13 protein-coding genes and 1 pseudogene are annotated in these 10,890 nt (G+C 61.8%); 4 read left to right on the top strand and 10 right to left on the bottom strand.

Annotated features, from left to right (window positions below; translation table 11 throughout):
• The 6 genes and pseudogenes from C5L10_RS04475 to tolQ all read right to left on the bottom strand — a co-directional run.
• Window positions 1–362: pseudogene (locus C5L10_RS04475) on the bottom strand (tol-pal system protein YbgF); the annotation flags it as partial.
• 199 nt (window positions 363–561) lie between these two features.
• A complete protein-coding gene (gene pal, locus C5L10_RS04470; protein ID WP_046634963.1) occupies window positions 562–1,101 on the bottom strand; it encodes a peptidoglycan-associated lipoprotein Pal in 540 nt (179 codons plus the stop codon).
• A 172-nt stretch (window positions 1,102–1,273) separates the two neighbouring features.
• Window positions 1,274–2,587: a Tol-Pal system beta propeller repeat protein TolB gene (gene tolB / locus C5L10_RS04465; RefSeq protein ID WP_046634961.1), complete on the bottom strand. Its 1,314-nt coding sequence runs from the start codon at window positions 2,585–2,587 to the stop codon at window positions 1,274–1,276.
• An 84-nt stretch (window positions 2,588–2,671) separates the two neighbouring features.
• Window positions 2,672–3,892: a hypothetical protein gene (locus C5L10_RS04460; protein WP_046634959.1), complete on the bottom strand. Its 1,221-nt coding sequence runs from the start codon at window positions 3,890–3,892 to the stop codon at window positions 2,672–2,674.
• Window positions 3,893–3,902: 10 nt separating this feature from the next.
• Complete coding sequence (gene tolR / locus C5L10_RS04455) at window positions 3,903–4,355, bottom strand: protein TolR (protein ID WP_046603574.1); 453 nt, start codon at window positions 4,353–4,355, stop codon at window positions 3,903–3,905.
• 31 nt (window positions 4,356–4,386) lie between these two features.
• Window positions 4,387–5,106, bottom strand: coding sequence for a protein TolQ (gene tolQ / locus C5L10_RS04450; RefSeq protein ID WP_105428667.1), 720 nt, complete (start codon window positions 5,104–5,106; stop codon window positions 4,387–4,389).
• A gap of 348 nt (window positions 5,107–5,454) precedes the next feature.
• Between tolQ and C5L10_RS04445 the strand changes: the two genes are divergently transcribed.
• The gene (locus tag C5L10_RS04445; protein WP_172716905.1) at window positions 5,455–6,135 is read left to right on the top strand and encodes a lysozyme inhibitor LprI family protein; all 681 of its coding nucleotides are present in this window, start codon (window positions 5,455–5,457) and stop codon (window positions 6,133–6,135) included.
• Between the two features lie 8 nt (window positions 6,136–6,143).
• Here the strand turns inward: C5L10_RS04445 and ybgC are convergent, their stop codons facing one another.
• Entirely contained in the window at window positions 6,144–6,611 is a 468-nt protein-coding gene (gene ybgC, locus C5L10_RS04440; protein ID WP_046666777.1) for a tol-pal system-associated acyl-CoA thioesterase, read from the bottom strand.
• Window positions 6,612–6,733: 122 nt separating this feature from the next.
• Between ybgC and C5L10_RS04435 the strand changes: the two genes are divergently transcribed.
• The 3 genes from C5L10_RS04435 to C5L10_RS04425 are packed head-to-tail and all read left to right on the top strand — an operon-like array spanning window position 6,734 to window position 9,664.
• Entirely contained in the window at window positions 6,734–7,954 is a 1,221-nt protein-coding gene (locus tag C5L10_RS04435) for an NAD-dependent epimerase/dehydratase family protein (protein ID WP_105428665.1), read from the top strand.
• 13 nt (window positions 7,955–7,967) lie between these two features.
• Window positions 7,968–8,780 (top strand): glycosyltransferase, encoded by an 813-nt coding sequence (locus C5L10_RS04430; RefSeq protein WP_105428664.1) that lies wholly within the window; start codon window positions 7,968–7,970, stop codon window positions 8,778–8,780.
• Complete coding sequence (locus C5L10_RS04425; protein ID WP_105428663.1) at window positions 8,777–9,664, top strand: NAD(P)-dependent oxidoreductase; 888 nt, start codon at window positions 8,777–8,779, stop codon at window positions 9,662–9,664. The genes C5L10_RS04430 and C5L10_RS04425 overlap by 4 nt, the downstream gene beginning before the upstream one ends.
• On the opposite strand, the gene C5L10_RS04420 is transcribed toward C5L10_RS04425, so the two are convergent.
• The 3 genes from C5L10_RS04420 to C5L10_RS04410 all read right to left on the bottom strand — a co-directional run bounded on the left by C5L10_RS04420 (window position 9,648) and on the right by C5L10_RS04410 (window position 10,888).
• Window positions 9,648–10,013 carry a hypothetical protein gene (locus C5L10_RS04420; RefSeq protein ID WP_046666781.1) on the bottom strand — a complete coding sequence of 122 codons (366 nt, stop codon included), beginning with the start codon at window positions 10,011–10,013 and terminating at the stop codon, window positions 9,648–9,650. The two genes, C5L10_RS04425 and C5L10_RS04420, sit on opposite strands and share 17 nt — an antisense overlap.
• Window positions 10,006–10,227, bottom strand: a complete 222-nt coding sequence (locus tag C5L10_RS04415) for a DUF2945 domain-containing protein (protein ID WP_105428662.1) — start codon at window positions 10,225–10,227, stop codon at window positions 10,006–10,008. Before C5L10_RS04415 ends, C5L10_RS04420 begins: the two co-directional genes overlap by 8 nt.
• A 151-nt stretch (window positions 10,228–10,378) precedes the next feature.
• Window positions 10,379–10,888 (bottom strand): NUDIX hydrolase, encoded by a 510-nt coding sequence (locus C5L10_RS04410; RefSeq protein WP_105428661.1) that lies wholly within the window; start codon window positions 10,886–10,888, stop codon window positions 10,379–10,381.
• Between the last annotated feature and the right edge of the window lie 2 nt (window positions 10,889–10,890).

Genomic DNA, 10,890 nt, shown 5'->3' with positions numbered 1-10,890 from the left:
AGCGGGGGCTGGGCGGCGGGAGCACGGTTGGACGCCACGGCCGGTTTCCCGGCCGCGTCGTCCACTTCGGTGCGCTTCTTCTTTTCCAGGTCCTGGAAGCGGAATTCGTTGTCTTCCTGCGTCTTGCGCAGCTGCTCCTGCATCTGCAGCAGCTGAAAACTCATTTCCTCGATCCGGCCGTTCAACTGCCGGACCTCTTCCTGGAGCTGCTGGATACGGACGGCCTCATTGCTCTGCGCCAGAATGACCGGGGGTGGAGTGGTTTCCCGCGGCTGTTCTGCAACAGGCTGATTGCTGCCCTGGAAGAGTTTCGGCAGCGACAAAGCCCCGGCCGGGGCGCTCGTCGCCATCAGCCCCAGCATCGCTGCCAAGACAAGTTTCTTCATCTTTGTCCGTCCTGCTCTTTAGTCTGCGCCGGATTGGCGCGAGAGGAGATTTTTCCAACTGCCGGCAAAAAGCAACCGAGCTCCCGGTCAAAAATCCCGGAAAACAGGGCTAAACTATGGAAAAAACAAAAAGGCGGCCCGAAGACCGCCTTTTATTATCGAGCTGTTGCCCGGATCACATGCCGGCGCCGCCGAGGACGGTGACCGCGCGACGGTTCTGCGACCAGCAGGAGATGTCGTCGCAGACGGCAACCGGGCGTTCCTTGCCGTAGGAGATGGTCTTCATGCGATTCGCCGGAACGCCGCGCGAGGCGAGGTATTCCTTGGTGGCGGCAGCGCGGCGGGCGCCGAGCGCCAGGTTGTATTCGCGCGTGCCGCGTTCGTCGGCATGGCCTTCGACGGTGATCGCGTAGTTCGGATAACGCGCCAGCCACTGTGCCTGACGGTCGAGCGTCTGCTGAGCGTCGGCGCGGATCGAGGTGCTGTCGGTGTCGAAGAAGATGCGGTCGCCGACATTGACGGTGAAGTCCTGGGTCGAACCGGGCGTTGAAGCGCCGGCGCCGGCGCCGTTGAGGCCGAGCTCACCGGCATTGTTCGGCAGGTTCTTCTTGTTGGCGCAGCCGGCCAGTGCAAGCGCCACAGTCAGGGCGATAACGGCAGGATTGCGGGCGAGGATCTGCATGCGGCTCATCGCCGAAGTATCGATGCGGCTCATGGCCGGTCTCTCCTTGATCAGTAACTTTCAGAGTTTCCAGATTCTAACCGGGTTGGGTTAACCATGATCAAATTCTTATGGTTAACAAAATATTCCCGATGTCCCTTTTCGTTCATTTTCAGCAGATTGGGGCGGGAAAGAGGCGGAAATCCGCCTCTTTCATCAAGCCGCCCTATTCGAGCAGCGGCGACCACGCAGGATCCGAACCGTAGGAAGGCGTCTTGACCTGGAGTTCGTTGTAGCCGGTCAGGTCGATGGAATAGAGCTGCGGGCCGCCGGCGCCGGCATTCTGGCGGAAGAACATCAGCACGCGGCCGTTCGGCGCCCAGGTCGGGCCTTCGTTGTGGAAGCCGCTCGTCAGGATGCGCTCGCCGGAGCCGTCGGGCTTCATCACCCCGATCGAGAACTTGCCGCCCGACTGTTTTGTGAAGGCGATCAGATCGCCGCGCGGCGACCAGACCGGCGTCGAATAGGACCCGTCGCCGAACGAGATGCGGGTCTGGCCCGAACCATCGGCATTCATCACGTAGATCTGCGGACGTCCGCCGCGGTCGCTTTCAAAGGCGATGCGCCCGCCATCCGGTGCATAGGAGGGCGAGGTATCGATCGCAGCCGTCGAGGTAAGCCGCGTCGTGGTGCGCGAGCGCAGGTCCATCGTATAGATGTTGGAATTGCCTTCCTGCTGCAGGCTCATGATCACCTTCTGGCCGTCCGGCGAGAACCGCGGCGAGAACGTCATGCCCGGGAAATTGCCCACCACTTCGCGCTGCCCGGTCTCCAGTTGCAGCAGGTAGACCCGCGGCTGGTTGCCCTCGAACGACATGTAGGTGACTTCCTGCCGGCTCGGCGAGAAGCGCGGCGTCAGTACGATATCCTTGGTGTTGGTCAGCATGCGGACGTTGAAGCCGTCCTGGTCCATGATCGCCAGTTGGCGCTGGCGGGCGGTCTTCGGCCCGCTTTCGGAGACGAACACGACGCGGGTATCGAAATAGCCGTTCTCGCCGGTGATCTGCTTATAGATCGCATCGGCGATGATATGGGCGACGCGGCGCCAGTTCTCCGGCTGGGTAAAGAACTGCTGGCCGGTCATCTGGCTGCCGGCAAACGTATCCCACAGCCTGAACTCGGCGCGCAGGCGTCCATCGCCTTCGCGGGTGATACGGCCCGTCACCAGTGCCTGCGCATTGATGACCTTCCAGTCCTCGAAGCGCGGTGCCTTGTTGGGATCGGCGATCTTTTCGATGAAGGCGCTTTTGTTGATCGGCGCGAAAAGCCCGGAGCGCTGCAGGTCTGCGGCGATCACCTGGGAAATCTGTGCACCGAGATCGTTGTTCGACAGAAAATCCGTCACTGCGATCGGCAGCGGCTGAATATTGCCCTTGTTGATGTTGATCTCGACAACAGCGTTGGCCGGGGTCGCGGCCATCATTGCCGTCAACATCCCCGCGGCCACCATCACGGCGCGAAAAAAAGAACTCTTGATCATTGAAACAAGCCTTTCAGCTTAATACGAGAGTTTCGGGGCAGGTTCCGTGTCATCTGTTTCTGCATCGGTTCCATACCTGCCGGCTCACAATGCGAACTCCGACGGATCGAAGTTCAACACCAAAACATTCCAGCCCTTTTCGCCCTGGTATTTTTCGACCGGCAAATTCTTGAGCGGGGCGGATTTCATGAGGGCGCGGCGCGTGCTGCCTTCGACCGCACGCCGGGTTCCTTCCGGACCGCCGGTGGCCGTCACCTCCGGATCGCCAACGATATTGCCGGACTGATCGAGCTGCACCCTGATCTTCACGCGCACTTCCGAGACGCCGGTCAAACCGCCGACGAGCGCCCAGTTGCCCTGGATCTGCCCCTTGACGTTGTCGATCTCGCTGGAGCTCAGGCCGACGCCGATGGTCTTGGTATCGCCGCGGGCGGCCACCTGGGTGGAACGCTTGGCACCGCCGCCGGATGCCTCCTGCTTGTTCAGCAGGGCTGCGATGTCGTCGGCATTGAAGTCGCTCGCCATCGAAGACGACGACTTGGCGGTTTCCTGCTGCTTGCCTTCCTTCTTGTCGGATGGCTTGACGGATGCGGTCGCCTTGTTGTCGGTCTTGGCCGCCTCGGCTGCCTTGGCCGTATCCGGCTTCGCCTCGGCCGGCTTTTCAACAGGCTTGGCCTGCTCTTTCGGCGGTTCGGGCTTCGGCGGCTGGGGCCTTGAGGCGGGCGTCGGAACCGCTTGCGGCAGTTCACCCGTCTCGGACGTGTTTTCGCTCTGCAGCGGCACGGCCGTCGGCTTGGCGGCCTCCGGCTTTGGCGGCGTAGGCTCGGGCTTCGGCGGGGTCGCTTCCGGCTTCGGCGGGGTGATTTCCGGCTTGGGCTGCGGCAGAGCGGCCATCTCCGTCGGCTTCGGAGCGGTCTCTTCCTTGACGATATCCTTGACCTGGTTCTGTTCCGGCGTCGGGGTAGGCGTCGGCCGTTCCACCGGCTTCGGAGCAGCCGTGGTTTCGGTCGGCTGCGGCTTGGTGGTCGGCGTCGGAGGTGTCTTCAGGTCGACGTCGTTCTCGCCCGCGTTCTGGGCGTTCTCGACGATCTTCTGGTTCTTGGTTTCCTTGGGCGAAGGCTTCTGGCTGGCAGGCGCCTTCTTGTCACCCTGCTGGGTCTGGGTGATCGATTCCACGGAGACGATGTCGACGGGAAGCGCGTCCACTTCGGCCACGTCGAAAGTCGCGGGCGCGCTCAGCGAAACGAGCGCCAAGCCGAGTACCAGCGTGTGTAGGACCAGCGATGTGCCGAGACTGACCTTCATGGCGCCGCGATCACTTCTCCTGTTCCTGCAGGGTCACGAGGCCGATATTCTTGTACCCGGCAGAAGAAATGCGGGCCATGACCTTCATGACGACGCCGTAGGCCGCGGTCGTATCGCCGCGCACATAAATACGTTCGTTATAGCCTGTGGTGGCGATCGCCTGAAGCTTCGGCACGATCTCGTCAAGGCCGATCGGCGTTTCCTGCAGGTAGATTTCACCCTTCGGATTGACCGAGACGGTGATCGGCTGGGTGTCGGCGTTCATCGCCTTCGCCTGCGTTTCCGGCAGGTCGATCGGCACGCCGACTGTCATCATCGGTGCCGCCACCATGAAGATGATGAGCAGCACGAGCATGACGTCGACGAGCGGCGTCACGTTGATTTCGCTGATCGCACCGCCGCGACGACCGCCGCGCCTGCGACGACCGCCACCCGATTTTGCTCCTCCGGCCGACATACCCATGAGACGTAACTCCTTGAGCCCGAGAGGCCTTTTACTGCGCCGCCTGGCGCGGCTGCAGCTTCTCGTCGATCTGGCGCGACAGGATGGCGGAGAATTCGTCCGCGAAACCTTCCATGCGGCCAGAGAGCTTGCCGGCGTCGGCGGTGAACTTGTTGTAGGCGATGACCGCCGGAATAGCGGCAACCAGGCCGATCGCGGTGGCGAGCAGCGCTTCGGCGATACCCGGTGCGACGACGGCGAGGTTGGTGGACTTCGACCCGGCGATCGCCTGGAACGAAGTCATGATGCCGACGACGGTGCCGAACAGACCGATGAACGGACCGGCCGAGCCGATCGTCGCCAGCGACCCGAGGCGCGCCTCATAGGTTTCCGCTTCGCGCGACATGGTGACGTCCATCGCCCGGTCGATACGCATCTGCAAGCCGATCGGCGATCGGGCGCCGCGCTCGAAACTCTTCTTCCACTCGCGCATGGCGGCGACGAAAATCGCGGCAAGGCCGGTGTTCGTCCGTTCCGACAGGGTACGGTAAAGTTCTTCCAGCGACTGCCCGGACCAGAAGACCTGCTCGAACTGGTCGAACTGGCGCTTGGCCTTGCCGAAGCTGACATATTTGTCGATCACGATCGCCCAGGTCCAGATCGATGCGCCGATGAGACCTATCATCACCAGCTTGACGACCAGACCGGCCTGCATGAACAGCGACCAGAGGCTTACTTCGCTCGCCGCTGCCGCCAAACCTACCTGTTCCATCTACTATCCCCGAATCCAAACGCCCGGCGTTGAGGACCGGGCGGTTCAAAAGCGCTCTCGCGAGTATATCTTTGACCGCTGGATCCGCTTAGCCCTAACCCCAAGATACCCTGAGCTTCAAGCTTGGCTTCTCGCTTTCAATTTTGGTCAAAGGAAGGCGTGCGTTGCACAAATTCCTCATGTCTCAGTAAGACACCATTATCGTTAACGAAAGGTTTAGGCGGGCCTTGCAATCGCAAGTTCCCAGATCACTTGAAGTTGGAACAAGGAAAGCCGGCAACTTCCAACTTAGTTTTTTCTCATTCACGGGTTATGACACTGTCAGAATCGGATTCTCGGGGACACACCATGTGGCGCGCAGTGTTGATAGCCTTGACGATGTTGATCGCGGTGCCGGCCCATGCCGCCTCGTTCGACTGCAAGGGCGTCCCCTCGCCCGATGAACGGATAGTTTGCAACGACCCCCTCCTTTCGGCGCTGGATACGCTGCTTCCGCGGGTCCAGGAAAAGGCCGAACGGGAGAAAAGGGCGGAGACCCGTCAGATTCTGCGGGACTTCGCGAGCGACCGGTCATCCTGCGGCTCCGACCGATCCTGCGTTCTGAGCACGTATATTGCGGTCCTTGGAGAACTCGGCGGGCCTAAGAGCATCCCCGCGGACATCACTGCCAGCACGATCGCGGGCGGCCGGGCCAAGCCCTCCCCGACATTGCCCGCGAAGATCGGCCAATGCTCCGTCACCAACGTCACCGAGGTCCATCCGCGGGTCGGCCAGGATCCCATCAAGGACGAGGATTACGACGCCGGAACCGGCATCGAATATGCCAATGAAGGCTATCAGGTTTCCTATGCCCGCGAGGAGGCGCTGATTGCCTCCAAGCCCGGCGACAAGGTGACCATGTGCCTGATTGCCATTCCCAAGCGCTGCCCGCAGGGCGACGACCGAGGCCGTGAATATTTCGTCACCAACGCCCGCACCGGGCAGAGTTGGGCGATGGCCGATTCGCAGCATGCCTGCGGTGGCCCGTAGGCCCGGGTCTAGACCGGATTCACCTGCTCGGCCGGACGCCCGAGAAACTTTTCCGCCACGCTCTCGGGCAGCCGGCGCGGACGCCCGTGCCTGTTGATGACCGCGATCACCACTTTTGCGGCGATCAGCAGCGTTTCGCCCCGGCGGATCTCCTGGTTGAGCACCATCTTGGCGCCGCCCGCCTTTTCCGTCACCGTCTGGATGATCAGGATGTCGTCCATGCGGGCCGGCTGCTTGAAGTCGATTTCCATCCGGTGGACGACGAAGACCAGCCCCTCCTCGTCGGCGGAAAGCAGCGCGCTCTGCTCGCAGCCGAGGCAGCGCAGATAGTCAGTGCGGCCGCGCTCCAGGAAATGCAGATAACGGGCGTGGTAGACGAGGCCTGAAAAATCCGTGTCTTCATAATAGACGCGCTGGGCCAGCCGATGGCCACCTTCCATCAATTCGCCCGATAACAAAAAATTGTGTTCCTTCATGGCCTTGCCTTGGAAATTCCCTCTACTCCACTGGATAAGCGCGCAATGCCGCCCCAGTTTTGACGTGCTGTCACATATCCTCCCTATCAGGAAATAAGTCGAAAACCAGCGGAGAGTAACTCATGAAGATTGCAGTCCTGGGCGGCGACGGCTTCGTCGGCTGGCCGACATCGCTTCACCTGTCCGACGCCGGCCACGAGATCCACATCCTCGACAACCTCTCCCGCCGCTGGATCGATACGGAGCTTGGCGTCCAGTCGCTGACGCCGATGGACAGCATCCAGGAACGCACCCGCATCTGGCATGCCGAGACCGGACGCCGCATTCATTTCCATCTGATCGACCTCGCCAGGGACTACGAACTCCTGAAGGGCTGGCTTTCAAAAAACCGCCCGGGCGCCATCATCCACTTCGCCGAACAGCGTGCCGCGCCCTATTCGATGAAGAGCGACCGGCACAAGAACTACACCGTCAGCAATAATGTAAACGCCACCCATAACCTCCTAAATGCGCTGGTCGAACTCGATCTCGACGCGCATCTCGTGCATCTCGGCACGATGGGCGTCTACGGCTATTCGACGGTCGGAGCGGCGATCCCGGAAGGCTACCTCCCGGTCGGCATCGAAACGGCCGACGGCCGCACCGTTTCCCAGGAAATTCTCTATCCGAGCAATCCCGGCTCGATCTACCACATGACCAAATGCCTCGATCAGCAGCTCTTCCAGTTCTACGCAAAGAACGACGGATTGCGGATCACCGACCTGCACCAGGGCATCGTCTGGGGCACCCATACCGAACAGACCCGGCGGCACGCGCAATTGATCAATAGATTCGACTATGACGGGGATTACGGGACGGTCTTGAATCGTTTTCTCATCCAGGCGGCGATCGGTTATCCGCTCACCGTCCACGGCACCGGCGGCCAGACCCGCGCCTTCATCCACATCCAGGATTCGGTCTGCTGCATCGAGATCGCGCTGAACAACCCGCCTGCCCGCAGCAGCCGCGTCGAGATCTTCAACCAGATGACCGAGACCCACCGGGTGCGCGATCTTGCCGAGATGATCGCCCGGATGAGCGGCTCCAGGATCGCCTGGCTGCCCAACCCGCGCAAGGAAGCGCCCGAAAACGAGCTGGTGGTGAAGAACGAAAAGTTCCTCGGCCTCGGTCTCGAACCGACGACGCTTGGCGAAGGACTGCTCGGAGAGATCGTCGACGTTGCGAAGAAATATGCCTACCGCGTTGACAGATCACGCGTTCCGGCGGTCTCCGCCTGGACGAGGGACATTGCCGCCAAGGTGGAACATGACCCGGAGGGTGTGAGGTTGAAGTCGGTGTCGTGAGTGGGACGCCCTCATGACCAACGCCTTCGTTACCCTGGTCACCAATGCCGACTACGCCATGGGCGCAACCGCGCTGGCCCGATCCATCCGCCGCACCGGCACTGAGGCCGATATCGTCGTCCTCCACACAGGCGGCGTCGAGCGCCCTGCCCTCTCCCCGCTCGAAGCCCTCGGCTGCCGCCTGGTCGAGGTCGAGCACCTGCCGCTCTCCGAAGCCTTCAACGAACGGCATGCGCGAAAAAACCTGCATGGAACCGCCCCCTTCACCAAAGGCCGCAAGCCGGATTTCCACACGCCGCTCGACAATTTTTGCAAGCTTCGGCTCTGGCAGCTCACCGACTACGAAACCTGCATCTTCATCGACGCCGACGCGCTGGTGCTGAAGCCGATCGACAAGCTGTTCTCCTATCCGGAATTCTCCGCCGCCCCGAACGTCTACGAAAACCTTTCGGATTTTCACCGGCTGAATTCCGGCGTCTTCGTCGCCAAACCGTCTGCCGAGACTTTCGCAAACATGCTGACGGCACTCGACCAGCCGAACGCCTTCTGGCGGCGCACCGACCAGACGTTTCTGGAAACCTTCTTCCGCGACTGGCACGGCCTGCCGGTCTTCATGAACATGCTGCAATACGTCTGGTTCAACATGCCCGATCTCTGGAACTGGGAAAGCATCGGCGTGCTGCATTACCAGTATGAGAAGCCGTGGGAGAAGGATCACCCGAAGGCCAACCAGCTGCGGCCGCTGATCGACCTCTGGCATGCATTTTACGAGGATCGCGAGATCCCCGCCCTCTCCACGCTGCCAAAACCGGGAGAAACGCCATGAAGGTGCTGATATCGGGCGGAACGGGCCTGGTCGGTCGCTACATCGTCGAAGGCCTCATCGATGCCGGATATCAGGTGATTGTTGGAGGGCGCAGCCCGCCGGCGCCTGGCTTCTTTTCCAAACCCGTCGAGTTCGCGCCCCTTTCGCTCGATCCCGCCCTCGACCAGATCGAAGCTTTCGACGAGGCCTACTTCTTCGTCCATGCCGCCTTCGACCATTTGCCCGGAAAATACCGCGGCGGCGAAGGCGATGATCCCGATCGTTTCCGCCGGCTGAACCTCGATGGTACCGTCAAGCTGTTCGAGACCGCCAGGAAGGCCGGCACCCGCCGGGCGGTCTTCCTCTCGAGCAGGGCCGTCTATGACGGGCACACGGCCGGAACGGTGCTTGACGAAGACCTGCCTTTGAAGCCGGACGGGCTCTACGGCGAGATCAAACTCTGGGCCGAGGGAGCACTGGCGGAGCTTTCGGCCCCCGGTTTTGCCACCTCGTCTCTCCGGCTCACCGGCGTTTACGGCAATCTGCGCCCCAATAAATGGGACGCGCTCTTTTCGGATTATCTGGCGGGCCGGCCGGTTCCGCCGCGTGCGGGAACGGAGACGCATGGTCGCGATGTCGCCGCCGCCGTTCGCCTCATGCTGGAAACAGAGACCGGTAAGATCGCCGGCCAGGTGTTCAATGCGTCGGACATACTGACCGATACCCGCGAAATCCTCGGCTCTCTGCCGGGGTCCGATCACAACCTGCCGCCGCCGGCAGATCGCGCCGCCGTCAACGTCATGTCGACGGACAAACTGAAGGCGCTGGGCTGGCAGCCGGGCGGCGCGCCGCTCTTGCGGCAGACGATCGCAGATCTTGCGGCCGCTCTCAATGCGACTGCGTGAACCGCCGCATCTTTGCTTCGTTCTTTGCCTTTTCGATCGCCTTCTTGTGCTCCTCGGCCCATTTCTGGCCCGCATCGCCGCCCCAGAGCAGCCAGGCGATGTAACCGGTCGACGGATTTTCGTCGTCGCCAAAGTTCTCGGCACGCTTGTCCGCCTTGTGGCGGGAAAAATAGCTCACCATGCGCCGCACCGTCTTTTCCGAGATCGACTTGCGGTTCTTGAGGTCCCGGGCTCTGGCGACGCCCACCATCGTGCCGCCGCGGCGGTGCTGGGAGCGGAGCTTCAAGCCTTTTTCAGCGGCTTGCGCCACTTCGGCAGGCGGGACGTGATTGGGGATTTCGCTATCCATCGGTCTTCCTCAGCTCGGACTCGCTCTTGAGAACCCGGTCGCCGTCTTCCTGGCGGATGAGGAACGCGGGCTCATCGGCATCCGCCTTGCGCTTGATCGTCTTGCCCTTGATCTTGCGCTCCACGTCGCTGGTGAATTTCCGGGCGACCTTGCCGTTGGCCTTGGATCGCCCCCAGGTCCACGCGACCTCGTTCCCGATCTCGATCTTCTGCATGGCGTTCTCCTTTCGGGGAGAAACGGCAAGCGACGCGCAGATGTTCCAGCCGGAATGCAGGCGGGCGGAACGGGCGCACGTTTTGCCCGCGCCAGCCGACGATCACCGGTGGCGAGCGCTGAAGTCCGGCCGAAAGCGGAGAAGATCGAACTTAGGATTTCAGGTCGAGGTCGCCGTCGCGCCAGACGAGGTGGCGCGGACTGACCGGCAGGTTCTCGATCTCCTCCGCGATGAAGTAGGGCGGGATGTCGAGCGCCCTCAGCGCCGCGGTCGTCGCCGGTACCCATTTGAATTCCAGATCGTGCTCGTCCCTGATCCGATGGACGATGTCCGTCGGATGAAAGGGAAAGGTCTGCGGTATGTCCATCAGGTAATAATAACCGAGCTCATGCCAGTCGCGGTCTTCGTAGTGGAAGAAGTTCTCGACCGACCAGAGCAGCCGCCCGACCGTCACCTCGGCGCCGATTTCCTCGACCATCTCGCGTCTGAGTGTCTCTTCCGATGTCTCGCCGATCTCGGCCCGCCCGCCCGGAAAAGTCCAGAAGGCCTCGTCCACGGCGCGATGCACCAGCACGTAGCCGTCCCGGAACCCAAGCCCGGCAATCCGCATCTGGAAGATACGCTTGCTCTTGGTCTTGATACGGATGCGAGTGCGCGCCATGC

Origin of the sequence: Neorhizobium sp. T6_25, from assembly GCF_002968555.1 — a bacterium.
GTDB lineage: Bacteria > Pseudomonadota > Alphaproteobacteria > Rhizobiales > Rhizobiaceae > Neorhizobium.
Note: the sequence above shows the minus strand (reverse complement) of the source record. Positions and strands in the feature narration are given on the sequence as shown.